At 53.8% G+C, this 26915-nt stretch carries 21 protein-coding genes and 1 tRNA gene; 4 read left to right on the top strand and 18 right to left on the bottom strand.

Features of this window, described 5'->3' with window-relative positions:
* Positions 1 to 4: 4 nt before the first annotated feature.
* From fdhE to BM062_RS11075, 4 genes are all read left to right on the top strand, one after another.
* On the top strand, positions 5 to 940 hold the full coding sequence (gene fdhE / locus BM062_RS11090) for a formate dehydrogenase accessory protein FdhE (RefSeq protein WP_092396754.1): 936 nt from the start codon (positions 5 to 7) through the stop codon (positions 938 to 940).
* Positions 941 to 2398, top strand: coding sequence for an L-seryl-tRNA(Sec) selenium transferase (gene selA / locus BM062_RS11085; protein WP_092396752.1), 1458 nt, complete (start codon positions 941 to 943; stop codon positions 2396 to 2398).
* Positions 2395 to 4356, top strand: coding sequence for a selenocysteine-specific translation elongation factor (selB, locus tag BM062_RS11080; protein ID WP_092396750.1), 1962 nt, complete (start codon positions 2395 to 2397; stop codon positions 4354 to 4356). The genes selA and selB overlap by 4 nt, the downstream gene beginning before the upstream one ends.
* Before the next feature lie 19 nt (positions 4357 to 4375).
* Positions 4376 to 4471: transfer RNA gene (locus BM062_RS11075), tRNA-Sec, on the top strand.
* A 6-nt stretch (positions 4472 to 4477) separates the two neighbouring features.
* Here BM062_RS11075 and waaC read toward each other — a convergent pair.
* The 18 genes from waaC to rfbC all read right to left on the bottom strand — a co-directional run bounded on the left by waaC (position 4478) and on the right by rfbC (position 26915).
* Complete coding sequence (gene waaC / locus BM062_RS11070; protein ID WP_092396748.1) at positions 4478 to 5464, bottom strand: lipopolysaccharide heptosyltransferase I; 987 nt, start codon at positions 5462 to 5464, stop codon at positions 4478 to 4480.
* A gap of 24 nt (positions 5465 to 5488) precedes the next feature.
* Entirely contained in the window at positions 5489 to 6877 is a 1389-nt protein-coding gene (locus tag BM062_RS11065) for a phosphomannomutase/phosphoglucomutase (protein ID WP_092396872.1), read from the bottom strand.
* A gap of 201 nt (positions 6878 to 7078) precedes the next feature.
* A complete protein-coding gene (locus tag BM062_RS11060; RefSeq protein WP_092396746.1) occupies positions 7079 to 7399 on the bottom strand; it encodes an H-NS histone family protein in 321 nt (106 codons plus the stop codon).
* 135 nt (positions 7400 to 7534) lie between these two features.
* On the bottom strand, positions 7535 to 9007 hold the full coding sequence (locus BM062_RS11055; RefSeq protein WP_175500959.1) for a flippase: 1473 nt from the start codon (positions 9005 to 9007) through the stop codon (positions 7535 to 7537).
* A 168-nt stretch (positions 9008 to 9175) separates the two neighbouring features.
* Complete coding sequence (locus BM062_RS11050; RefSeq protein WP_092396742.1) at positions 9176 to 10276, bottom strand: MraY family glycosyltransferase; 1101 nt, start codon at positions 10274 to 10276, stop codon at positions 9176 to 9178.
* Positions 10277 to 10454: 178 nt separating this feature from the next.
* A complete protein-coding gene (locus BM062_RS11045) occupies positions 10455 to 11246 on the bottom strand; it encodes a glycosyltransferase (RefSeq protein WP_092396740.1) in 792 nt (263 codons plus the stop codon).
* Positions 11247 to 11343: 97 nt separating this feature from the next.
* Positions 11344 to 12327 (bottom strand): glycosyltransferase family 2 protein, encoded by a 984-nt coding sequence (locus tag BM062_RS11040; RefSeq protein WP_092396738.1) that lies wholly within the window; start codon positions 12325 to 12327, stop codon positions 11344 to 11346.
* Complete coding sequence (locus BM062_RS11035; protein WP_092396736.1) at positions 12324 to 13271, bottom strand: glycosyltransferase family 2 protein; 948 nt, start codon at positions 13269 to 13271, stop codon at positions 12324 to 12326. Before BM062_RS11035 ends, BM062_RS11040 begins: the two co-directional genes overlap by 4 nt.
* A gap of 128 nt (positions 13272 to 13399) precedes the next feature.
* Positions 13400 to 14491 (bottom strand): glycosyltransferase family 2 protein, encoded by a 1092-nt coding sequence (locus BM062_RS11030; protein WP_092396734.1) that lies wholly within the window; start codon positions 14489 to 14491, stop codon positions 13400 to 13402.
* Positions 14492 to 14809: 318 nt separating this feature from the next.
* The gene (locus BM062_RS11025) at positions 14810 to 16231 is read right to left on the bottom strand and encodes a mannose-1-phosphate guanylyltransferase/mannose-6-phosphate isomerase (RefSeq protein WP_092396732.1); all 1422 of its coding nucleotides are present in this window, start codon (positions 16229 to 16231) and stop codon (positions 14810 to 14812) included.
* Positions 16232 to 16241: 10 nt separating this feature from the next.
* Entirely contained in the window at positions 16242 to 17093 is an 852-nt protein-coding gene (locus BM062_RS11020) for a GDP-mannose 4,6-dehydratase (protein ID WP_092396730.1), read from the bottom strand.
* Entirely contained in the window at positions 17090 to 18127 is a 1038-nt protein-coding gene (gene gmd, locus BM062_RS11015) for a GDP-mannose 4,6-dehydratase (RefSeq protein WP_092396728.1), read from the bottom strand. The genes BM062_RS11020 and gmd overlap by 4 nt, the downstream gene beginning before the upstream one ends.
* Positions 18128 to 18749: 622 nt before the next feature.
* Complete coding sequence (locus BM062_RS25005; protein WP_139220025.1) at positions 18750 to 20048, bottom strand: rhamnosyltransferase WsaF family glycosyltransferase; 1299 nt, start codon at positions 20046 to 20048, stop codon at positions 18750 to 18752.
* On the bottom strand, positions 20029 to 23424 hold the full coding sequence (locus tag BM062_RS11005; protein ID WP_175500958.1) for a glycosyltransferase: 3396 nt from the start codon (positions 23422 to 23424) through the stop codon (positions 20029 to 20031). Before BM062_RS11005 ends, BM062_RS25005 begins: the two co-directional genes overlap by 20 nt.
* Entirely contained in the window at positions 23417 to 24670 is a 1254-nt protein-coding gene (locus BM062_RS11000; RefSeq protein ID WP_092396722.1) for an ABC transporter ATP-binding protein, read from the bottom strand. Before BM062_RS11000 ends, BM062_RS11005 begins: the two co-directional genes overlap by 8 nt.
* A complete protein-coding gene (locus tag BM062_RS10995; RefSeq protein ID WP_092396720.1) occupies positions 24660 to 25481 on the bottom strand; it encodes an ABC transporter permease in 822 nt (273 codons plus the stop codon). The genes BM062_RS11000 and BM062_RS10995 overlap by 11 nt, the downstream gene beginning before the upstream one ends.
* On the bottom strand, positions 25468 to 26373 hold the full coding sequence (gene rfbD / locus BM062_RS10990; RefSeq protein ID WP_092396718.1) for a dTDP-4-dehydrorhamnose reductase: 906 nt from the start codon (positions 26371 to 26373) through the stop codon (positions 25468 to 25470). The genes BM062_RS10995 and rfbD overlap by 14 nt, the downstream gene beginning before the upstream one ends.
* Entirely contained in the window at positions 26370 to 26915 is a 546-nt protein-coding gene (gene rfbC, locus BM062_RS10985; RefSeq protein ID WP_092396716.1) for a dTDP-4-dehydrorhamnose 3,5-epimerase, read from the bottom strand. The genes rfbD and rfbC overlap by 4 nt, the downstream gene beginning before the upstream one ends.

Here is a 26915-nt window from a genome sequence, read left to right as displayed (position 1 = left end):
TACCTTGCAACGCATTCTCGAACCGGGCGAAATTGAAGCACTTGATCACAACGCCATTCCACGCATCCGGCTGCCGGAGCGTGCCAGCGTATTCAGCAACCGCGCGCAACGCCTGAAACAGCTTGCGCCAGGAAACGCCATCGGCGAATACCTGAGCCTGATGGCGGTGCTGGTGGAAGCACAGCAGCTGGCCCTGGACAAACTGGCCGGCGAACCGGACGACCACGCTCGGGACCAGGCCCGCATCAACCTCGCACACACGCATTTGATGCCGCTGATCCTGGCGGCGGACCAGGTGCGCAGCCCGCATTGGCAAGCAATCCTGGACCAGCTGCTGGAACGCGTCGCAACAGCCGGCGACATCCCGGCGGCCGCGGCGCAGTTGATAGTCCGTATCCGGCAAACCAGTGCAAACGAACGCGACAGCCAAGCCGAAGCCATCCTGCGCGGCAACGATGAAATCGTCGATCCGGCCACTGCGCCGTTCTACACCGCAGCCCTGCAGGTAGTGTGCTGCGACCTGGTAACCCGCTTCAGCGAACGCGACGTGCCGCTGCTAGATACGCCCGGCCTGTGCCCATGCTGCGGTTCGCTGCCGGTCGCCAGCGTGGTGCGGATGGATGGGCAGTCGCAGGGCCATCGTTATTTGCAATGCAGCATGTGCGCCGCCGAATGGCATATGGTGCGCATCAAGTGCAGCCATTGCGACTCCACGAAAGGCATTGCTTACCAGGCCATAGAAGACGGTCCGGCCGCCATCAAGGCAGAAACCTGCGACGCATGCCATAGCTGGCTTAAAATCTTCTACCAGGAGAAGGATCCCTATATCGAACCGCTGGCCGATGACCTTGCCAGCGTAACCCTGGACCTGCTGATGGGTGAAACTGCTTACGCACGCCGGCGCGGCAATCCCTTGCTCTGGCAATCCATGGAGAATTGAATGGCTGCAGCAACCACGCCGGCCGCGACAGGCGCAGCCCCACCGGCTTCCGCCAGCGACATTCCCTCGGTGGACCGCATCCTGAACCTGGCAGATATCAAACCGCTGCTTGCGCTGTACGGGCGGACCCAGCTGACCGCAGCGCTGCGCAAACACCTGGACAAGCTGAGAGCCGATGCCCTGGCCGGCAAACTGATACCTGCAGACGTCGATGATTCACAGCTCATCGACATTCTTGAGAAACAATTGGCAGCTGCCAGCCGGCTGCACCTGCGCGCACTGTTCAACCTTACCGGCACCGTGCTGCACACCAACCTCGGCCGCGCCCTGCTGCCGGACGAAGCGGTGCAAGCGGTGGTCAGCGCGCTGACCTCTCCCGGCAATCTTGAATTCGACCTGGAAACCGGCGGCCGCGGCGACCGCGACAGCCTGGTCGAAGATGTCCTGTGCGAACTGACCGGCGCCGAAGCCGCCACCGTCGTCAACAATAACGCTGCCGCGGTGCTGCTGATGCTCAACGCACTGGCGCAGAAAAAGGAAGTGATTGTCTCGCGCGGCGAGCTGGTCGAGATCGGCGGCGCCTTCCGCATCCCCGACATCATGCAGCGCGCGGGCGCGAAACTGGTAGAAATCGGCAGCACCAACCGCACCCACCCTGCCGATTACGCCAATGCCATCACGGCGCGCACGGCGATGCTGATGAAAGTCCATTGCAGCAATTACGCCATCAGCGGCTTCACCCGCAGCGTGGAAGTGAGCACGCTGGCGGAACTGGCGCAGCCGCATGGCTTGCCGGTGACAGTCGACCTTGGCAGCGGCACCTTGGTCGACCTGACGCAGTGGGGCCTGCCCGGAGAAACCACGGTGCGGGAAACCATCCGCCAGGGGGCCGACCTGGTCACCTTCAGCGGCGACAAGCTGCTGGGCGGCCCGCAAGCCGGGCTGATCGTCGGCCGCGCCGACCTGATACGCCGCATCAAGAAAAATCCGCTGAAGCGCGCGCTGCGCGTAGGCAAACTCACCCTGGCCGCGCTGGAGCCGGTGCTGCGGCTGTATCTTGCCCCGGAATTCCTGGCGGAGCGCCTGACCACGCTGCGCCTGCTTACCCGCAGCCAGATGGCGATAAAAGGACAGTCCGAACGCCTGCTGCCGGCGCTGCAGAATGCACTGGGAACACACTACACCGTCGCCGCCGAGGCGATGTCCAGCCAGATCGGCAGCGGCGCCCTGCCGGTAGACCAGTTGCCTAGCCATGGCCTGGTGATTCGCGCGGGCAATGCGGCCAACGGCGGCAAACGCCATGGCCGTGCGCTCGACAAGCTGGAGAAAGCCTTGCGCCAGCTGCCGCGTCCTGTCATAGGACGGATCGCCGACGACGCGCTGTGGCTGGATTGCCGCTGCCTGGAACAGCATGACGAAGCCCTGTTCAGCGCACAGTTGCAGGGCTTGTCGATATGATCGTCGGCACCGCCGGGCATATCGATCACGGCAAGACTACACTCATCAAGGCGCTGACCGGCGTCAACACCGACCGTCTCAAGGAAGAACAGGCGCGCGGCATTTCGATCGAACTGGGCTACGCCTACACGCCGCTGGCGAACGGCGAAGTGCTCGGGTTCATCGATGTGCCCGGCCATGAACGCCTGGTGCACACAATGGTGGCCGGCGCTTCCGGCATCGACTTCGCATTGCTGGTCATCGCCGCCGATGACGGCGTCATGCCGCAAACGCGCGAGCACCTGGAAATCCTTCAGTGGCTAGGCATCGGAACCGGAGCGGTCGCTTTAACCAAGACCGACCGGGTCGATGCAGCGCGCATTGCAGAAGTCACCCGCGAAATCCGTCAATTGCTGGCATCCACCGGATTGGCGGACGCGCCGATCTTTGCCGTCGCCGCGCATCATGCGCAAGATGCCGGAACCGCGACTCTGCGACAGCACTTGCACGAAGCCGCGCAACGCATGCCGCCGCGCCGCGATGACGGCCTGTTCAGGCTGGCCATCGATCGCGTATTCACCCTTGCAGGACACGGTACCGTGGTGACCGGAACCGTTTTCTCCGGCCAGGTCCAGGTTGGCGACCACCTGGCATTGATGCCGGCCGGCGATACCGTGCGCGTGCGCAGCCTGCATGTGCAAAACCGTCCCGCCGCCAGCGGCCACGCCGGCCAGCGTTGCGCGCTCAACCTGAGCGGTATCGACAAGGATGCGGTCAAGCGCGGCGACTGGGTGGCCGCTCCGTCCGCAATGACTGCGTCGACACGGATCGATGTCGAACTTCAGCTGTCGGCCCAGGCCGGCGTCACGCTGCGCAACCGTTCGCCGCTGCATGTTCACCTGGGCACCTTGCATCAGGTCGCCCAGGTCGCGCTGCTGGAGGAGAATGCGCTGGCTGCCGGCGGCCGCGGCAGGGTGCAGCTGATATTCGAATTTCCCGTCTGCGCCATTCCTGGCGATCGGTTCATCGTCCGCAATGCGCAGGCAAACATGACGATAGGCGGCGGCCACGTATTGGATCCGCTCGCCCCGGCGCGCAAGCGGCGCGCGCCAGAACGCCAGGCCTGGCTCGACGCCTTGCAACAGATGCTGGACGGCGCCGGCATCAGTGCGTTGCTGCAAGCCGCATCGCCTGGAGGCATGCGCCTGTCCATGCTGATGCAGCTGAGCGGACTGCCATCCGCCGCATTGCAATTGCCCGAAGGCGCGCAATCCATTGCGACCAATTCGCAGGAACAAGATAATTTTGTGATGCTGGCTGCACAGTGGCAGTCGCTAAGGACGCTCGCGGTCACTGCCCTCGCGGATTTCCATGCGCGCTTTCCCGATGAACAGGGCGTGGACGCCGCGCGCCTGCGGCGGATGGCGCTGCCGGCCCTGGACAACGCGCTGTGGCAGGCTGTCATCGGCTCCCTCATTGGCGATGCGACGATCCAGCGCAGCGGACCCTGGCTGCACCTGCCGCAACACGCAGTATCGCTCTCGGACGGCGAACAGGCGCTGGCGCAGCAGCTGCTGCCGGCGCTGGCTGCTGCCGGATTTGACCCGCCCTGGTTGCGGGCCCTAGCGCAGGCGCACAAGATCCCGGAAGAACAACTGCGGCAACTGCTGCGTAAATTGCTGCGGCAAGGACTGGTCTATCAGATTGAGCGCGACCTGTTTTACCACCGTGACCGTGTGCGCGAATTGGCCGTACTGGTGGCAAGCCTGGCAGCGGAACAGAATCCAGGCCAAGACGCAGCGGCGGGAGTAAGCGCCGCCCGCTGGCGCGACGCCACCGGCCTGGGACGCAAGCGCGCCATCCAGATCCTGGAATTTTTTGATCGCGTGGGTTATACCCGCCGTGTGCGCGACACGCATCTGTTGCGCGACAGCGAAGTCGACTGGTTCGGATGGCAAGAAAACCCAGATTCGGGATAAGATAGGGCGCCACGACAATGGAAGGCACACGTATCCGGTGATGCGGCCGGGCTTCAAACCCGGTGGGGGGCGCCAGCCGCTCCCGGGTAGGTTCGACTCCTGCTGCCTTCCGCCAATTGCCTTATTTCGTCAATCGGTCAATCGCCAGCGCAACCTGTTCCACGGTCGGCGGCGCTCCAAGCTCTCCCAGGTTGATGATTTGCGGCGACCAGTTGCCTTCGGTTTTCCAGCGGGGCGAATCGCAATACAGCTCGATGGTTGGACGATTGAAGGCCGCGGCAATGTGGGTCAGGCCGGTATCGACGCCGATCACCAGCGCCGCCCGCTGCGCCAGCAATACTGCTTCCATCAGCGGTAACCTGGGAAGCACCTTCGCATTGCGCATCTGGCTCGCCAGCTGCTCCGCATTGCTCTTTTCCGCATCGCTGCCCCAGGGCAGCAGCACCGGCAGCCCGCGTCCGGCAAGCGCCGCCGCAATGCTTATCCAGCTGCTGTTCGGCCACTGCTTGGCGGCACGCGCCGTGCCATGGAAAAAAACCGCATATGGCATGTCCGGCAGCCATGCAGGCTGCTCTGCAAGCGCCATGGCAGGCGGATGCATGTTGAATTCGGCGACGCCCTCGACAGCGTAGCCAAGCGCCTTTGCCGCTACTTCCCGGGCGCGCAATACAGCATGCGTATGCAGGCCGACGCCGACGCTCCTGGTATGAAACAGGCGCGACAGCGGCTCGTAACCGGATCCTTCCGTCGCATTCGCCAATCCGACCCGGTGGCCGTCCGGCGCAAGCCGCGCCATCCGCATGACCACGCTGGTTTTCAACAAGCCTTGCGTGTCGAACACAACATCATAGGCATCGCGCTTGAGTTCCTGCCTGAAATGCGAGATTTCCGCCCGTGTGGCGGCAGACAGCAAGCTCTTGCGCCAGCGCCGCAGGGCAATCGGAATGATGCGGCGCACGTCGGGATTCATGCGCACCAGGCCGACATAGCCTTCTTCGACCACCCAGTCGATATTCGCGCCGGGATAATGGCGCCGGATATCCGACACCATCGGCATGTTGTGGACCACGTCTCCCAGCGAGGAGACGCGGACGATCAGGATATTCAAACCGGAACCATTTCGTGGAGCCGGTTAAAAGGGCAGCGATGCATCCGGCTTGGCTGCCAGGATCACGCGCTTGAATTCTGCCTGTATCCGCGCCAGCGCCTGTTCCGACTCCGCCTCGAAACGCATCACGACCACCGGCGTGGTATTGGATGAACGCGCCAGGCCAAAACCGTCGGGATATTCAACGCGCAAGCCATCGATCTTGATGATGTCGTCGGCTCCCGGAAATTTCGCCTCATGCTGCAATTTCTCGATCAAGGTGAAATTCTCGCCCTCCTCCAACTGCAATTGCAGCTCAGGCGTACTGGACGATTGCGGCAACGCATTCAGCACTGCCGACGGATCGCTTTCGCGGCTCAGCAGTTCCAGCAGGCGCACGCCGGCATACAGGCCGTCGTCGAAACCGTACCAGCGATCCTTGAAGAAAACATGGCCGCTCATCTCGCCGCCCAGCGGCGCGCCGGTTTCGCGCATCTTGGCCTTGACCAGCGAATGGCCGGTCTTCCACATCAGGGGCTGGCCGCCGCGTGCGGTAATCCACGGCGCCAGGTGGCGCGTGCATTTGACGTCGTACAGGATCTCGCGGCCGGGATGGCGCGTCAGCACATCGGCGGCAAACAGCATCAGCTGGCGGTCCGGATAGATGATCTGGCCATCCTTGGTGACAACGCCGAGGCGGTCGCCGTCGCCGTCGAAAGCCAGGCCGATTTCGGCGTCGGAATTCTGCAGGGCGCGGATCACGTCCTGCAGGTTTTCCGGATGCGCCGGATCGGGATGGTGATTGGGGAAAGTGCCGTCGACTTCGCAGAACAGTTCCTGCACCTCGCAGCCGAGCGCGCGATACAGCTCGCCGGCAAACGCGCCGGCGACGCCGTTGCCGCAATCGACCACGATCTTCATCGGCCGCGCCAGCCTGGTGTCGCTGACGATGCGCTGCAGATAGGCATCCTTGATATCGTGCTGGCGGTAACTGCCGGTCGGCGCCGAAACGGTGGCCTTGGTGTCGCCGTTTGCAATGGCCTGATACAGCTGCTGGATCGTGTCGCCGTATATCGCCTCGCCCGCCAGCACCATCTTGAAGCCGTTGTAGTCGGGAGGATTGTGGCTGCCGGTGACCATGATGCCGGACTGCGCGCCCAGCACATGGGTCGCAAAATACACCATAGGCGTCGCGACCAGGCCCAGATCGATCACGTCCACGCCGGCATCTTGCAGGCCGATCGCCAGGGCGGCAGCGAGTTCCGGACCGGACAAGCGGCCGTCGCGGCCGATAATGACGGTTTTTTCACCCTTGGCCATGGCGGCGGCGCCGAAAGCCTGGCCGATCTGGCGCGCGATGCCGGCGTCCAGCGTTTTACCCACGATGCCGCGGATGTCGTAGGCCTTGAATATCGATTTTGAGATTGGGAGCATGGTTTCTAAGTAAGATGTGAATGCCAGCATGAATATCTAAGCGGATTTCCTGGCTAATCAAATTTGATCATCGGTAACCATCGCCTCAATTGCCGGTAATCATATACCGGCAATCCCTCACGCTTGACGAACGAAAACCTATCCGGGAATGAATAACTCCCGGAATATTTTTCTATGGCGTTTTATGACAGCTTTAGAGGTTTATACCCGCAGGTCATCCAGGGTTTTTCCGGCGGCTACCCATTCCTGGACCCATTTTGGCTGACGGCCCCGGCCGGTCCATTGCAGCGAACTGTTTGCCGGATGGCGATAGCGTACCGCCACTTTTGTTTTCGGGGCGCGATTTTTTGCATTCGATTGTGAATCCAATAAATCTTTCAAGGAAATACCTGCATTTTGAGCAATTGCCAGGATTTCTTCGCGTGCCTTTACCAATTCTGCCTGGGCCTTAGCCTTAATTTCCTGCGTTATCTGTTCCTGCAACGCACGCAGCTCGGCTACCGACATACTGGATAAATTCATGAAAATTCCTTTATTAATTTACATTTCTGAAAATTGTACGACATACGTGGAAAGATATACAGTCCGAAACCGATTGCAATGCCGCACTTTACATTGCAATCAGATGAGATCGATCAACGTATATAAAGTTTGCGATTAACCGAAAATTTTTGTAATTGACCAGCTTAATTTAACCAATACCTTACGATCGCTTTTGGGAAGAAATACAAACCACGAAATACCGAAGGCGAGCATTATCCATGTTGTTCCCAGCACCGCGTGCTGCGTTATCGACAGGTTCGTTCCATCCAGGAAACCAATAAACAGCAGGAATCCCGTTCCCAAACAGACAAAAGGAAAAATCTTGCGCCGCGCTGCCGATGGTCCCATCCACAAAAGAGCAATGCAATCCAGCGATACGCGTATCGTCCACATCCATGCAGCGCCGAGGATTCCCCAATTGATGGCGGCAAAATACAGGCCAGCCATATACAGCGGCAGTTCTGCCAGATGAAGGCGTGCAGTCAAATGTGAACGTCCTGTTCCCTGCACCCAGGCAAACGGGAAATGCGCCACCGAATTGACGAATATCCCAACGGCAATAATCTCTATTATCCGATAGCTGTTTAATGCAAATGATTCGCCCATCCACAATTTCATGCCTTCATACGACAGGATCACTGCGATGGCGCATACGGGCAGCATGATGGAAGCGATGATACGAATGCCGCGCTCGTATAAATATGCCTCGGCGCCGCTTTCCGAGGCGCCATGCACTTTCGAGAATTTCGGGAACAGCACGCTTGCGAGCGCTCCGGGTATCACGCTGGTGCGCATCATCAGCTCAAGCGAAACCACGTACCAGGCAATCGCCCGCGCCGGCACCATGGAGGCCAGCAGGAATCGGTCGAAGTACACCATCAAGGGGCTGATAACGTTCGACACGGTCATCCACCCTCCCTCACGGAAAAAAAGCCTGAGCGAACCGGTTTTCCGAGGGGTGGGGCCAAAGACAATCTGGCGTTCGACAACAACACAGGCGAGTATATGCGCGGCCAACGCTAATATCCGTCCCAGCACAATGCTGATGACCATTGCTTGCAGATTGGGATACCAGAGCACGATGATTGCCGGCGCCGCATAGTTCCAGCTGCCGAAGACAACCCGCAGCACATTCAAGCGGCCAAATTGCTGCATGCCTTCAAGCATGCCCCGAAACCAGTTGGTCGCCAGGGTAATCGGCACGCACCAGGCAATCCAGCTCCATACGCTGTCGATTTCCATGGCGATCTGGCCTTCAGACCAGATATGGCCGATGGTTGAGCCGGCAATCAGCAATATCAGGGCGATCACCAGCATCACCGGGATCGCCCACCACAGGAAGAAGCTGCGCAACTCGGACAACTCGTCGAACAGGCGCCCGTTCTCAATCGCATGGGCGATGCGACGCGTAACCACGCGGCTCAAGCCGAAATCGAGAAAACTGAAGTAGCCGACCAAAGCCCATACGACGCCCAAGGCTCCCAGGCGGTCGACGCCGGCGTGATGAGAGATCACGGGGACGCAGATCAATGCGATCGGCATCGGGATGATATTTCCCAACAGGTTGAAGATGAAAAATCGCAACATGGCAATCTCTTTAAAAACCATATTCAAGAGCCAGAACCTGCAGCTGCGTCGTGGCCGTTACCGGCGCCACTTTGAAAATATGGCGGTTCCTATACATCCTCTACCGTCAATCCCGAAACAAACAAAACCCGATGTTTGCGAGAACAGGCGATGAAGGGCATTCACCTTCTACTTCTTGTGGCGCCGCTTGATCGCCATCCAGCCTGGCACCTTGAAACGCACAATGCGAAGGTATAACCAGACATACGACAGTACGAATATCAGGAAGAAACTCAGCAACATCCAGGGATGGCGCCAGAACAACGTTGCCGGCACCACCGCCATCAAGGAGAGGGCCCATAAATAGGGCGACGTCAGTGAGTTGCTGCGGGTAATCATGCGAGCGTCGCGATAGCCGACCGCCCAACGCACGACGCGACGGAAAATCAGGCTGTGCAGGTGTATCCCATCGGGCATGCCAGGCGAGGTCCGCCGGACCAGGAGCCGCCGATAGATGGAAAATACCGTCTCAAATGCAGGATAGACCAATAACAAAGCCGGATACCATGCGGATATCTGCGGGTTGCGCGCCACCAGCAATATCGCCAGTTCGGCCAACATGAAACCGATGAAATAAGCGCCGCCGTCGCCGAGAAAGATGAGGCCGAAAGGATAGTTCCATAACAGGAAACCGGCGATGGCCCCCCCGATCACAAGTGCGGCAGTCATCACAAAGACATCATTGACCTGCCACGCAACGTAGCCAAGCGAAAACAGCATGAACATGGTGACGACGCTCGCCAGTCCGTTAAAGCCGTCGATCAGGTTGACCGCATTGGCTATCCCTGCGACCAGGACGATGGTCAGCGGAATAGTCACCCAGCGATATTTCATGAGCGTGTCCAGCCATGAGACATCGACGCGCACGACAACCGCGTTCAACAGGTAAATCCCGACAGCAGCGGAAACCATGGTCAGCAGCAGACGATGCATCGCCCGCACCTTGCCTGTCAGGTCTTCTACCAGGCCGGCAAGAAACGCCACGGCAGACGAAGCCATCAAAAGCAATATCAGGATTCCTATGGGCGCATCGCGATAATACGTAATGGCCCCGGCCGATATCGAGGCAATGAACAGCGGCAAACCGCCGATGCGCGGCACGATCCGGGCATGGAATTTCTGGACGCCGGTGAGATCATGGTCTAGCGGGACATGGCCATGGTGCGCCAACCGCAATACGACCATCGTTGCCAGAAATGAGATAACGAAACTGATGAGAAAAGAGGTCATTCCAGAGAGCGCCGATATGTCAAACGAGGGCCATTATGGCACTCCACAAACTACATGATTCAGAAATTTTTCACAGTTCCGGCGACACTTGCGCGCTGTTTTCGCATTAAGCGCAAGCATGCCAGCCAGATAATGTGAACCCGTATGAAACGCCCGCACGTCATGGCCGGCATCAGATTTATTTCCTGGACATATTGGCCAGCAAGCGATTCGCGCTGATCTTCAGATAAGCGCTGGAGGTAAAGAACTTCATCGCACTTTGGACATGCCAGGACAGGTACTGCAATTTGCGGTGGCTATCGCGTTGCGCCTCATGGATCACGCTCACGCGCTGGTTCACCAGCACCTGGTAGCCGGCCAGGCGCGCCCTCGCACACAGATCGACATCCTCGAAATACATATGGTACCGCTCGCTCAGGCCATGCAGATGCTTATAAATCTCGCGCGGAATCACCATGAACATGCCGGCCACCCAATCGGGCATGATGACGTCCCCTTTTACAGCCAGCACTTCCATCGGCAAGGAAAAATGAAAGACTCGGCTCAACAGCCTTTTCCCCAATAAAACCGGACTGGGAAAATTACGGGCGCTGTCTTCGATTTTGTTATTTTTATTTACAATCAGCGGCGCGCAAATACAGTTGGGATTCTCTTTGATTACCGACAGCATGACATCAAACGGATCTGTACCCAATTTGATATCGGGATTCAAGATAACAAAATTCTCGCCCTTGCTGATGGAAAAAGCATCGTTGTGATTCGAGGCAAATCCCTTGATCCGGTCATTTTTTATGACCCTCAAATCAAATGGCATCGCAGAGGAATCGAAAGCAAAAGACTCCGGCAAATTCAATGTGAGGATTACCTCGACGTCTGGCCGGTTCAAACGCACCAGATCTCCAATCAATCTCTCGATATATTTTCCATGACCATGGCTAACGATCGAAATTGAAAATCTGGGAGTCATCATTAATTATTTAATATAGTTATATAAGCGAAAAGAGGGAATATCACCCTTAGTCTTGGAATTATAACTTTCCTGCCATTGTAATTATCATAAATACATCCTAGCGATTAACAATATCCCGCGCTACGCTGCGAATGCCATTTGAAAACACATGATAACGGCCGCTCTTCCATTCCGAGAAAATGCTTGCAATTCGTTTCAAATTACCCGAGGGGAGATTCGAGCGGAATTCCACATGTTTTTTCATTTCAGGCAAAAATGAAGGCGCTTTGGCGGCATTCATCGCGGACAATTTTGTCAGCTGCCGCATCAACTCTCCTTGCCGTGCCGCATAGCGTTTATGAAACTGGCCCGGCGGCGCACTCAGCAAAGCCCATATCCGCCATTTCGACAACGGCATCCCAAGCGCGTTATTCGCATGCTGGCGGTAAAGAATCGTAGGCGCATCGAGCAAGCTCATACGCCCATGCGTCGCCGCGACGATGGCCAGCCAGTCATCGTGCACCAGGGAAGCCGGGAACGGCAAGGCAATATCCAGCAAACGGCGACGAAAGGCTGCCGTGGCGCCGGTAACCAGGTTGCGCCGGCATAATATTTCAAGCGCGTTTCCCGCCAGCACGGCCTGGCGCTCACTTTCCGACAATCGCAGCGCCTCGAACAAGGAAACGCCCAAATCCTGGGCCGCGGCGTTGACCAGCTTGGCGTTGGTGTGCAACAAAAACAGGTCCGGATGCTTTTCAAATTCATTTGCCATCAAGGCAATTTTATTCGGCAGCCAGATATCATCCTGATCACACAGGAAAATCAGGTCGGTATCAAGCAGCTGTACTGCGGCTTCAAAATTCTTGATATAACCTACGCGTTCCGGATGCCGGTGCACCGTAACCGGCAACGGCGCTTCCTGCGCCCATTCCTGCACAAACTCCCAACTGCCGTCTGCCGAGCCGTCATCATAGATCACAACCTGATCCGGCCGGCGTTCCTGTGCCAGAAGACTAGCCAACTGCTCAGCCAGATAAGCGCGCCCGTTATAGGTACATAACGCCACTCCGCATGTCAGCTTATCTTCATCGCCCTGCTTCATACTGCATCACCATCGGTTGTTGTTCGATCAATCAATACGGCCAAGGGACCGGTACGCCCGTTCAATCCGTGCCAGACACCCTTCGCCATCAAGCCGATCCGCTTCCAGCGCGGCGCAACGGCGATAGAGGAAAAGACGACATACTGCAGCAAGCGAAACACATGGGTTCGCCGCCATACCCAAGGCATGGGCGCGAACCGCATCATCAGCACGGTATTGCGAAACATATAATAATTACGCACTGGCGAATTCAGAGGCACTTCACGCCAATACCCTACCCAGACACGCACTACGCTGTCGCCAAGGCGGTGGCTGAGCCTTGCGGCGCATACGCCGACAATCGCCAGTCCCTTGTCGCGCGCCCGCAAACACCACTCCGTATCCACGTGGTCGATGAAATAGCCTTCATTCATCAAGCCAACCACGTCCAATGCGGCAACAGGTATCAAGCTTCCGGAGGCGATCAAGAAATCTGCCTCGACCAATCCATCCACGGCAGCGGCACAGGTCACCCACCCGATTTTTGCGCCCTGCTGCCTGACAAATCCGGACAACGATCCGGTACGGCGATCGATGCGCACCGGGCCAAGCGCCGCAACATTGACACCTTTTGACAAAAACCGCGATTCGGCAGCCAGTAAAGCATCAACCATGCCTGGTTCCGGGATGCTGTCGTGATCCATCAACAGCACATGGCTGGCGCCGGCCTCCTGCGCAAAGCGGATGCCGGCATTCTGGGCTGCGGCTATGCCGACGTTGCCGGCAAGCCGCAAAACGCGGGCGCCGGTGTCGGCCGCAATGCGCGAATGCCAGTCGGACACATTATCGCTGCCGTTATCCACCACCACGATCATATTCACTTGAGATGCAAGCGCGCGCAACTGCTGCTCCAGCAAATCCGGATCCGGCTGATACGCTACGGTGATAGAAACAACGTTTGCCATAATCGGTCAATAATCAACTAGCCAGTTCCAGGCAATCCAGTTTTCCAAAAAAGATGATTACTTGTCGGGGCCGCCATTTGACAAGCATTTAGCAGCACGAGAGAAGCATTGGCACAACAGCGCCATCGTCATTGATCAATCGAGGGTTGTGGTCGGCTCAGGGCCAAGCGGCCGGCATTATGCCACCTCTGATGAGACATCGGACAGAATCGCCGCTCGCGGCCAAAGGCTTGGTACTTTGAATCTAAATAATTCGCGATGTCTCGCAACACGCTGCGGAAGCCATTGGAAAAAATGCCATAACGACCGCTTTTCCACTCTGACAAAACGCTTGCCACCCGTTTCACGTTTTCAACAGGCAAATTTGCTCGAAATTCGATATGCGTCTTCATTTCCTGCAGTATTGGAGGTGGCTCAACGGCGCCGGCCGGCGTCAATTCTGACAGCAGACTCACCAACTCCGCGACCCGCACTGCAAATTTTGCATGAAAGTCCCCCCTCGGGGTCAAACCTCCGGGCTTTGATTTTTCCAACGGCATGCCTAGCGCATTATTTGCATGCTGCCGATAAAGAATCGTCGACGCATCAAGCAAGGTGATCCTGCCATAAGCGGCCGCAACAAGTCCGAGCCATTCATCGTGTACCAAAGCTGCCGGGAACGGCAGGGCAATATCCAGCAAGCGACGACGAAAAGCAGCCGTGGCTCCGGTGACCAGATTGCGTCGACATAATACTTGCAGTGCGTTTCCTGTCAATACAGCGGCATGTTCGAACTCCGACAATTCGAGTGCGTCAAATAAGGAAATCCCGAGGTCTTCGGCATTGGCATCAACCAACTTGGCATTGGTATGCAACAAGAGCAGGTCCGGCGGATCCTCAAATGCCTGCGCCATCAAGGCAATCTTGTGCGGCAGCCAGACATCGTCCTGGTCGCACAAGAAAATCAGATCCGTATCCAATGCTTGTACGGCCGCTTCAAAATTGCGCACATACCCTACGCGCTCGGACTGCTGGTGGACTGAAACAGATAAAGGCGCTCGTTGCGCCCATTCTTTGATAACTTCCCATGTGCCGTCATTTGAACCGTCGTCATAGATCACAACCCGGTCGGGCTGCCGATCCTGCGCCAAAAGACTAGTCAACTGCTCGTCCAGATAAGACAAGCCATTAAAAGTACAGAGCACTATTCCGCATGTAAGTGCATCCTTACGCGCCATCATCGTATTCCACCATCAGTTGGTTGACCAATCAAAGTCTTCAATGGGCCAATGCCTCCATTCAATCCGTTCCATGTTTCCATCAAGCGGCTCTGCTTTCTTCGCGAGGCGTTGACCAATTCAGTTTTCCAGGCCCCGTTCGGTTCTTAACGATCTCGACGGACAAAAGTCAGATTGATAGATTTGCAGATTTACAACATCACAACAACAACTAATTGGATGGAGTCACTATCTGTCTCGGCTGAAAAATATCAAGAATATGCTGGCGCCGGGCAAAAGCCCGGCCCATCAAAAATACGGCTGACGATTGATGTAAAAGAACTATTTCCTGCCGTATACGTCGTCAAATCGAACGATATCGTCCTCGCCCAGATAATCGCCGCTTTGCACCTCGATCATGACCAGATCGACAACCCCTGGATTTTCAAGGCGATGCTTGTTACCTGCAGGGATATAGGTAGATTCATTCGAATTGACAAACAATTCGTTGTCGCCGTTGACAACCCTTGCCATGCCGCTCACCACAATCCAGTGCTCGCTGCGGTGATGATGCATCTGCAAACTCAGGCGGCCCGCCGGCTTGACCACGATACGCTTGATCTTGAAACGCGGCCCTTCTTCCAGGACCGTATACGTCCCCCACGGACGATGCACCGTACGATGGACTTTATGCGTGTCATGGCCTTGCGATTTCAACTGCGCATAGAGATGCTTTACATCCTGCGCACGGCTGCGATCGACCACCAGCAACGCATCAGGCGTATCAACGATAATCAGATTGTCCACGCCGACAACGCCGGTCATGCGTTCATGGCTTTGGATATGCGTGTTGCTCACATCGTGGATCATGACATTGCCTTCGATGCGGTTACCCTCGTCATCCGGGCTGATCAGGTCGCCAAGGGCGCGCCACGATCCGATATCGCTCCATCCGATACTGCATTGGACAACCGCAACGTTTTTCGACTTCTCCATGACAGCATAGTCGATGGAATCATCCGGGACCTGAGAGAAATCGTCCGCGGACAATTCAATCTTGGCGGCGCCCTTGCTCTCGGCCCTGCTAGCCTGCTGCAGGCAAACGCGCGTAGTTTCCACGATCTCCGGGCAATGCAGCGCCATCTCTTTCAGCAAAGTCCCGGCGGAAAAGCAGAACATGCCGGAATTCCACAGATAAGAGCCGGACGCGACGTACTCTTGCGCTTTTTCGAAGGTCGGTTTTTCAACGAAGCGCAGCACGGTATTGCCGCTGGCCTCTATGTAGCCGAATCCCGTTTCAGGCGCTTCCGGGGTAATGCCGAAAGTGACCAGCTTGCCTTGCCGCGCCAGCTGCATCGCGGTCGACACTGCCTGGGCAAAAGCTGCCTGGTCTGCGATCAGATGATCCGCGGCCAGTACCAGCATCAATGCATCCTCGCCGTGGGCCGCGGCTATCTGCATCGCCGCCGCGGCTACCGCCGGTGCGGTATTGCGGCCGAAGGGCTCCAGGATAAAGCTGTTGACGAGATCCTTGTGCGCCTTGCCGGCGACTTCGCGATATTCGCTTTCAACCTTGAAATAAAGCTCGTGGTTGGTCACGGTGAGAATATCGGTCACATCCGCAAAACTCGCTCCGCGCAACCAGGCGTTCTGCAGCAGGCTTTGGCCATTTTCCAGGCGGATAAATGGCTTGGGATGCATTTCCCGGGATACTGGCCAGAGCCGGGAACCGGCGCCGCCGCATAAGATGACAGGTATAAGCATGACTTTTACTTTAAGTTTGATTTTTCAGCATCCACTGCAACGTCTCTTCCAGCGATGGATGAACCGATGCGCCGACACATTTTTCCAGCTTGGCCGGCACGCCGCATAAACGATGGACTTCGTTGGCACGTACAAAAGCCGGGTTTACCCTGACTTCCAGCTCATGCCCGGAAATTTTGCGTAACAGCTCGATTACCGATTTAAGCGTCACCGGGTTGCCTGAACAGACATTGTAGACCTCGCCCGGGACGGCCTTGTCCAACAGCTTCAAGTAGGCGTCGCAGACGAACCGCACGTCGTTGAACTCACGTTCGACATCCAGGTTGCCCAGCTCGACGAACACCGCGGCCCGTGCAAAGTGCGCCACCAGCTTGGGTATCAGGAACGACTCCGCCTGTCCTACTCCAGTGTAGTTAAACGGCCGCACGAAAAACAGCGGCAATCTGTCCAGGTAGTTCCGCGCCATGTATTCCATGGCCAGCTTACTCATCGCATAGTGATTTACCGGGGCAGGCGCCTGCTGCTCAGAAATGGGCGATTGCTCGCAATTCCCGTAAACATTGGCGCTGCTGGCCAATAAAATCTTTTGAGGAGTCTGCGGCAACGCCGCCAAGGCATCCAGCAGGTTCAGGGTGCCGATGACATTGACGTCATAGAAAGCGCTGGCGTCCGCATGCCCGACAAAGCTGATGGCAGCCAGGTGTATCACCGCCTCCGGCGCAGCCTTCAGGACTTCCTGCTTCAAGCCGTCACGGTCTTTTAAATCAGAGCTGATCGCAGTCACCTGGTGCCCGGCAGCGCTAGCGCTATCGGCAAAATGGCGCCCGGTAAATCCATCAGCTCCGGTAAGCAATAATCTCAAAACGAAAACCCTTCTCGATTACGGCGCAAGTCGGCTTCTACCATCATCGCGCAAAGTTCTTCCAGCGTAGTCTTCGGCTGCCAGCCAAGCTTGGCCTTGGCCTTGGCCGGGTCGCCTATCAGCAACTCCACTTCGGCCGGCCGGTAAAACTTGGGATTGATCTTCATTATCGTTTTTCCCGTGGCAACATCGACCGCGGTTTCGTTTTCGGCAGTACCCTTGAAATCGACAACGATGCCGGCTCCCTTAAAGGCCATGCTCACAAAGTCACGCACGGTTTCAGTGCGATTGGTGGCCAGCACGAACGTATCCGGCTGGTCCGCCTGCAGCATGCGCCACATGCCTTCCACGTATTCTTTGGCAAAGCCCCAGTCGCGTTTCGCATCCAGGTTGCCCAGCTCCACGCAATCCAGCTGGCCCAGCTTGATCTTGGCGACCGAATCGGTGATCTTGCGCGTGACGAACTCGCGTCCGCGCAACGGGCTTTCATGATTGAACAGGATGCCGCTGGAACCGAAGATGTCGTAGCTCTCGCGATAATTGACCGTCATCCAGTGCGCGTAGAGCTTGGCGACGCCATATGGACTGCGCGGATAAAAAGGCGTGTCTTCGACTTGCGGGATAGCCTGGACCTTGCCGAACATTTCGGAGGTCGAAGCCTGGTAGAACTTGATCTTCCGGTTGACCAGGCGAATTGCTTCCAGCAAGTTCAGCGCCCCGATTCCGGTAATTTGCGCGGTGGTGGTCGGCTGGTCGAAACTGACACCGACGAAACTCTGGGCCGCAAGATTATAGATTTCGTTGGGTTGGACTTTCTGGACTAGAGTCAGCGTGGAACCCAGATCCGTAAGATCATATTCCACCAGATGCAGGTTAGGATGGGTTGTGACACCCAATCCATCCATGCGCCAGAAATTGACTGAACTGGTGCGGCGGTATGTGCCGTAAACAGTGTAGTTTTTCTCGAGCAGAAGTTGCGCTAAGTACGCACCGTCTTGGCCGGTAATGCCGGTAATGATTGCGGTTTTTTTCATGGTTCCTGATGCAAAAATGGGCAGAAATTATTATCCAATCAGCGTCCCAATTGATTGATGGCCTTTCGACTAATTCAGTGAAGAAAATTACTTGCCATATGAACGATTGGCATCAGATAAAAAGTAGGAATTAATTAATAAATGTAAAAAACTCGAACTGTCATCGCTGTCATTACAGCATTCACTGTTGCGATGGCCTGCTTGCAAACTCAACCGACTCGCCAGCTTGACCAAAATACCCTTAACCTTGAACCGGAGCCTCTCCAGGATTCCATGTATCCGGGCAGACAGGGTGCGTCCGATGGACTTTATGCGCGCCATGGTCTTACAATTTCAACTGCGCATAGAGATGCCTTAGATCCTGCGATCGACTACCAGTAATGCATCAGGCGTATCGATAACAACATAACAACGCTGCACATTAAATCTGACGCCGAATTTTCATTCAGAAATTACCGCAACGTATCCGGTCTTTCATGGGTAAGTGATAAAAACCACTCTGGGAAATGGTACATCGCCAGAATGATCAAGCACTATTTTCATAGCGTATAAATACTAAGAAGTCTTGCACAACTCAAAGGCGGCGCTGTAAATCGCACCTCTGCAAAAATTCCAATTGACACTAATGTTTTAGGGACATCAATTCAAGAACTTGACTACCCAAGTCTGAGTACCCAGCGTCCTTACTAATATATTCGGCCCAAAAATTACTGGTTGTGATTGCGACGCTATTTTTGGCTATGTCATTGCCAGTAAGACGAATTAGCGCGTCACTTATAGAGAGAGGTGACATATTAATCAAGCTGGTGATCCCGGAGTGTACTTGAGACAAATTCTTTGCCTTATAGCCGTTCGTAATTACATTCAACCCGAATGCCGCCATCTCAAGTGGTGGATAACTGGGGTGAGGAGATATCATTAGTGATAATCCAATCGAGCTACGTAAAAGTTCTTGCGCATAGCTTTCAAGAGATAATTTACCAAAAGACTGCATCTGCAAGCCTTTCCCCAAGTCCACATTAGAATGCGGCTCTCCTACCGAAACGATAGTCCAATCCTTTGCCTTCGGATCTTTTTCAACCCATTCGCGCAACCCCATTACAAGTAACTCAAAGGCATTCCTAGCCACGCCAGGGCGCCCATAAACCAAAATACGCTTCTCCTTGATATCAGGCGTAACTTGATTGAGAAAGCCCGCAAGTTTGATATTGATATGCGGCTCAAATGCATACTCATGTTCAAATTTGTATCCTTCGTCAATAAAGAAATTCCTAAGAATACTGGTATTGAAAAGGGCTATCATTCCCTCCGTCTCAAGATAAGTAGATTGCGCAAGAGCATAACGAGAAGACCAAGGATAAAATCCTGGCTCATAATCCTGTATCAAATAAACATAACGGTTGCTGCTTAACGTAGGGAAAACATTACGCTGCCATGTACGGATATGACGAACAGTTACAGCCGTCCACCATGCAGACGCTACAAATCGATCACCGGCAGAAACACACAAAGTCTTATTGTATCGATCACCGGCTGGAATAATCCAGCGACCGGATTTATCGTCATCATCCAATTTTCCGATTTGCCAATCGGAAAAAGCCGGATTATCTGAGAATTGGAAACTACTCTCATCAGTAAGAATAATACGCACATTCGCTATGCCAGAAGTCATTGCTTGAAAAATATCTAGCGCCGTTGCAATGCCCCCGAATACGTGCTTGATCGATAGAGCAGGAACCAACAGGTTAATCCGAGGCCCCTCTATACTCGATGAGCGACAAGAAATAAGCGTAGCTTCAGGCACGCTCGTTTCAGGCAATTGAATAGCTGCAATATCGCCCTTGATCTTTCCATAAATGCGACGATAACATCCTCGAACATACGAATTACTAATAAGCAATTTAGTCAGATTTTTTATCATTTGCTTGCTTGAATTTTGGACTCGTACTATGTAGATCGAGATTCGGATTAAAGAAAGGATCGGTTACATGCAATCGATACGGCGCATATTTTTTATCCGACTGGATGAAATCATTTTCAGGTACGTGAGGAGTTCGAGTCTTCGATTCATAGTGATACAAGCGAACTTCAGCACATAACACATTAAACAGTTTTCGATTGTGCGCGCGCAAACCTATCTCAACGTCACTACCGCAGATAATGAACTCTTCATCAAAACCACCCAGTTCATTAAACTTGTCTCGCGCAATTGCTACGCAGGCACCTGTAACTGCCAAGACATTTCTGGTGAGCACCGGCGATACGAAGGGGCTATTACGATGCAGTGGTAAACCACCTCTGAATACGTGCTCTGCCCATTCATTCATACCGACAACGACTCCGCTGTGCTGAATAGTACCGTCATCAAATAGAAGAAGGCCGCCGACAGTACCAACATCTGGCAATAGCGCATATCCTGCGAGCTGTTCCAGCCAATCTTCAGAAATCACATCCGTGTCGTTGTTTAAAAACACAAACACGTCCCCATTCGCTTCTTGAGCGCCAATATTATTTAGACGCGACCAATTAAAAGGAATTGGGCAGTTAACAACACGAACGCGAGCATCTTCCTTCTGGATCTGATTGAAGTAACTGAAAGTTTCCGGTTCCGTCGAGTTGTTATCCAATACGATTACCTCGATATTCTTCCATGTAGAGCGCGAGAGTATTCCATGGATACATGGCCCGAGCAGCTCTACCTTGTCCTTCGTTGGAATGATGATCGAAACCAGTAAGTTCTCCGGTAAGCAAAAGCGTGCGCGATAGGTAAACATGTGCTCGCCGCTGATTGCATCAATAGCTGCATCGGGATATCTTGTTTTTAAATATTCTCTGACAGCCAAAAGGCCTGCTTCATGCGCGTAAGGCTTAGCAGAACCGGACGAGGCAGTACTGCCCGCATGCATACGCCAGTGATACAACACTTTTGGAAGATGTTTTATAAATTGGGTTTGATTCGCTGCACGCAACCAAAGATCATGATCTTGCGCACCCTCTACCCCAAGCCGAAGACCCCCAAGCCTCTTTATAAGAGAGGACTTGTAGCAAACCAAATGGCCAAGATAAGCCTGCGAAATAGCCAAATGAGGAGACCAGTCTGGTTTAAAGAAAGGGTCTGACCGAACACCCTCAATAGAAACTTTATCTTCGTCGGTATAGATTACTTCCACATCTGGACTAGCACCAATCATCGCAGCAACATGAAAAAGTGCCTCTGGATGCAATAGATCGTCATGATCGAGGAATGCGACAAAGTCACCGCTTGCCAACTCCAGAGCTGAATTGGTCGACTCGCTGATATGACCATTTTTCTCACGAAACTTAACTCGAATGCGACTATCCTCGGCAATATGCCGATCAATGACCCGTCGTACATCTGGATCACTCGATGCATCATCGGCGATGCACAGCTCCCAATTTGGATATATCTGGGTCCGTACTGAGTGGATAGCCTTGTCAAGCAGTTCCACCGGTGGGTTATATACAGGCATGACCACAGAAATCAGAGGTCTGACAGGAAAAATTTCCACCTCAGCCAACATGATCTGGCGATTAGCTTCGGACTGAGTATCACAATCACGAATCCACTCTGCATACTGATAGGTATCTATTGAGGAGTGTTGTTTCAACAGATACTCTTTCACGCCTACAAGGCCGCCATGCCGCAACAACTTAAACAATCCAGAAAAACGACGGCCCAGCGTCTTAGGGTTGCGCAAACTCTCAACACCTTTATTCAATAGCAAATTCATTGCTTCCCATTTTGAATCAGCTTTAATCATCTCGAATAACTCAAAACTGAATTCACCCGGCTCGGATAGTGGATCAAGCCGTAGCGCCTTAATGTTCGCCGGAAGATCCAACCTGAGGTCCACTGTATTTCCATTACAAACGCCTAGCGAGAACGATAGCTCCTCTCGGAACCCTGCGCCGTCATCCACATAAAGCTGGGGGGATAGCGTGCTGGCCGCAGAACCCCGATAACGCACCAAACACCTACCACCAGGTATTACACGAAAAATGCCGGGAGTCAGTAAAAAATAGGGGTCGTTCCCTGTGCTCATGAACGCACCGGCACGCTCCCCTATATTAATCTCATGAGCCGGCTGCAACCGAAGAGTCACTCTGGGTGGCATCAATCGTCGGCGCAATGCGCTTAGTTTACGCAATGGCTTGGTAATATTCCATGACAATGAACCATGAACTTTAGTCAATTCGCGGCTAAAATTTAGAGTCTCAATTGATTTATTGTCACGATCTCTGCGCACTTCGTCTAATTCAGCCTTACAAATATTGCCTGCATCTCGCATCCGGCTTATTTCACTTTGTAAAGTATTATTCTTGGCTAAAGCTGCAGTAAGGTCGCGGTGGAGATTTTGTGACTCAACCGATTTGTCATCAATTTCTTTGCACGCCTGATCTAGCTCGACCTTAATCATATCGCTCCGCTTCACTTCGGACGCTTTTTCTAACGCGACAACTGGAATGCTTTCCATTAACGTACTGAGTATATGCCCAATATCTATATTCACTGGTTGTGTTGGCGTGTCGCTCCAGATACGCAATGACTCCAGCACCTTCGGCTGGCGACAGACAAAAACGAATTGCCGATAAGTAGAAGAATCGGAGAAATCATTATCAAAAAGCACTTGCTGATAGTGTCGATCCAGTTCGGCAACTACCGGACGTAATGCGTCAACATATTCTTTTGCAAAATGTGCAGTTATTAATTCAGTCCATAATTTCAAATCGCCATGGCCAATAACAAGATAATTGAGTTGCAAGTCATCAAGTTTGGATTTTGTCCAGTCGAGCATTGGAAGTCCCTCTTCTTCATGCTCAGCTAACCATCGGTACGGATAACCAAAAAGGCTTTTCCAGAAATCATTAGCCTTTTTCTCCGCTTCTTGTACCCCCGGTTCATCGAAAGGTGCGCCAATGACGGTCAGCAATCGGGCAATTCTAGTAGTATGCTGAAGAAAAGCCTCACGCTTGTCGGCCGGAATATGTTCGAAAACATCAAGTGTGACAACAACATCGAAACTACCGTCGGGAAGGGCTAATTCGGTAGCATCACCAAGAATGATGTCTTGTTGATCGCGCATTTCCTCAGGCACTTCACGATCGAGGTAAATAATACGATCATGCGGTAATAGCCGCCCGAGCAGCTTGTGTGTGTTGGCACCAACTTCGAGGATTGTCAGCGGCTGTCCATCGATGCGCACGCGTTCGATGGCGCGTGCCGCCATGCCATAACGTTGATACTGATCGAATGGTATAGAGGATTGTTTATCCATGGCTAATGGTCTTCCACTCATGTTCAATGTATACCAAGCCTTCGCTAAAGTATTCGGCCACCACGCAAAATTCGCTTGATGAACCAATATAGTCCAGGCATACAAGTCCGCCATCGGTAAACAAACCAACATCAAAAAGGTATGTACCTGTCAGCAGAGGTAGTCGCGGTATTACGTATTCGACTACATGCGTACCGGGTGCATGAGGAATCGCGACTCCTTCCAAATGCGTGTTTGGGCCAAAAATGTAGGTGCCTTTAGGGTCCTTAATCGCAACACCGAGCAGCAATTTTGGTAGCGCGCGCTCGCCAACGACATAAGTGACTCGAACGCTCACCGGATCGAATGGTGCAAGAGTACTAGCACTGGCTTTCACTGACTTAATGACAGCTGGCGCACCTTCTTCGTTCAAAACGGTATGCTGCGGAGAATGCTTGCCTTCGTTGGTCTTTGCCGCCGCAAGCAAGCTGGCGTCACGGTATTGGTCGCAGACATAGTTGGAATCGCCTGCCAACCGTACCCTACCTTTTTCGAGCCAAACTGCTGACGTGCAGAAGCGTTTGACCTGCTCGAGTGAATGCGAAACGAACAGAATAGTGGTGCCGCGCGCGCGAACTTCCTCCATTCGATCAATACACTTCATCTGAAACTGAATGTCCCCAACCGACAACGCTTCATCCACGATCAAAATTTCCGGATCTACGTGGATCGCGACAGCGAAAGCCAAACGCACGAACATACCGCTTGAATACGTTTTAACGGGCTGTTCGATAAAGTCGCCAATATCGGCAAAAGCAGCGATATCATCAAAGCGCAGATCGATCTGCTCCTTTGTTAATCCAAGTAATTGGCCGTTGAGGTAAACATTTTCGCGACCTGTGTATTCCGGATTGAAACCAGATCCAAGTTCCAACAGTGCGGCAACTCTACCCTTGAAGTCGGCCTCCCCATGCGTCGGAGAAAGTGTGCCGCATATGATTTGCAGCAGTGTGCTTTTGCCAGATCCGTTGCGACCGATAATGCCTACCGTTTCGCCTTTTTTGACTTCAAAGCTTATGTCGTTGAGCGCCCAGAAATTGCGAGCACAGGCTTGAGCTCTCAACTGATAGCGTTGGCGTTGGGCCGCATGTGGCATTAAGCGAGCAACTAGGCTGTAAACACTTTGTTTGAGGCGATCTTGTGGCCGATCATAGGTACTAAAACATTTATCTAGTCCGCTGACGCGAATAGCAAATTCAGAGGACATCGGCAAATCCTTTACGTGTTTTTTGAAACCAGGCAAAACCCGCCCACGCGATCACACTGGCGACACCGGTATAGAGCGCCCATTGGGTCCAATCAATGGCAGTACCCCATACCATAACCTGACGAGCCTGTTCAATTGGCAAAGCTAAGGGATTTAGTTGGGCCAGAATCTTCCAATTTTCGGGCAACGCAGACGACGGAAAAAATATAGGAGAGACGAACATCAATCCCGTCATGAGTATGCCAACGGTCTGACCTATGTCACGCAGAAAAACACCTGTAGCAGCCAGCCACCAGCTTGCTCCCAATATAAGTAGGAAGAGCGGCATCAATACGATAGGAATCATCCAGATTGAAACGGGAACAGCACCCTTAATCAGAAACTCAAATACAAGCAGGACTGCAATGCTGATGCTGGCATGAAACAAGGCAGAGAGCAGGTTGACGCAAGGTAGAATTTCAAGCGGGAAAACAACTTTTTTAACGAAATTTACGTTTCCAAGGATAATTCCTGGCGCGCGGCTGATACATTCAGAGAACAAATTGAAAACGATAAGTCCAGCGAACAGAATGATGGCGAACTCGGTCTTTGAATCGCTGCCGGTAGCGCCCCAACGAGCCTTAAATATATGACTAAAGACGAAGGTATAGATGGCGAGCATGAAGAGCGGCGTAATCAACGACCAGATAATACCCAGGAAAGATCCCTTGTAGCGACCGATGGCGTCACGACGCGCCAGATCTCGAATCAGGTTGCGATGTTGCCAAAGCGAACTTGCCAGGGCAACAGGTGAGACACTATGATTTTTCATTCGTATCCTGTATTAATTCTTTCAGGCAAATATCCAGATCAGCGCACCAATCCGGCAAGGCGAGTTTAAAAGTACTTTGCAGTTTCTCTGTCGACAAACGAGAATTGCGCGGTCGTGGGGCAGGCACAGGATAGGCTTCAGTAGGAATCGGTTCGATGGATTCTGGTACTAGTTTAAGGGGCATCCCAAGCTGCCTCGCCTGAGTGACCACGTGCCTCGCATAGCCGTGCCATGTCGTATCACCGCCAGCGCATAAATTGTAAACTCCGGCGGTCGCAAGGATATGATCAACCGAGCCCAATTGAAGAGCTGCTGCCGTGGTTTTCGCGATTGTGCGCGCCCATGTAGGAGCCCCGGTCTGGTCTGCCACAATCCGCAGGCTGTCTCGTTCCTGGGCCAATCTTAAAATCGTCTTTAAGAAATTGCCACCATGTACACCAAACACCCAGCTGGTACGAAAAATCCAATGTGCCTTGCAAAGCTGCGCCACCGCCTTTTCACCTTCCAGCTTGCTGCGTCCATAAACGCTTTGCGGATTGGTTTCATCGTTTTCGGTATAAGAACCAGACTTCGTGCCATCGAATACGTAGTCAGTTGAATAATGAATCATCGCGGCACCTAGCTTCTGCGCCTCCTCGGCCATGACGGCGGGAGCCTCGGCATTGATGCGCATGGCAAGATCAATTTCGCTCTCGGCTTTGTCAACTGCTGTATATGCTGCCGGATTGATAATGATATCGGGTTTTGACAGGCGAATAACCTGGCGTACCTGCGACAAGTCGGCAAGATCCATTTGAGTACGGTCAAGGCAAATGATTTCCCCCAAACCCTGCAGGCAGCGCGCCAACTCATTACCCACCTGCCCGTTCTTTCCAGTGAGCAGAATTTTCATTCGAATACCTCGGCATCGCTCAGCAGTTTACCGACCTGATCCTTGCCAGAGAGCTGCGGCATGCCGTCGATCGGCCACTGAATCCCGATCGCGGGGTCGTTCCACAGAATACTTCGTTCAAATTCGGGCGCCCAATAGTCGGTTGTCTTATACAAAAATTCGGCGGATTCGCTGGTCACGACAAAACCATGGGCGAAGCCTGGTGGCACCCATAACTGCCTTTTGTTGTCTGCCGACAAGATAACGCCTACCCAGTTGCCAAACGTAGGGGAGTTTTTACGAATATCGACAGCGACGTCAAACACCTCGCCAGCCACTACGCGAACCAGCTTGCCCTGCGGCTGACGAATCTGATAGTGCAATCCGCGCAGAACATTTTTTGCAGATTTGGAATGATTATCTTGAACAAAATTGGTGCTGATGCCGGTCAGTTCCTTGAAGCGGCGCTCATTGAAACTCTCATAAAAGAAACCCCGTTCGTCACCAAAAACTTTAGGCTCGAAAATCAAGACTTCCGGAATATTAGTAATGTGTATTTGCAT

The organism is Collimonas sp. OK412 (genome assembly GCF_900112135.1).
Taxonomy (GTDB): domain Bacteria; phylum Pseudomonadota; class Gammaproteobacteria; order Burkholderiales; family Burkholderiaceae_D; genus Collimonas; species Collimonas rhizosphaerae.
The sequence above is the reverse complement of the archived record's forward strand: the minus strand, read 5'-3'. Positions and strand labels throughout refer to the sequence as shown.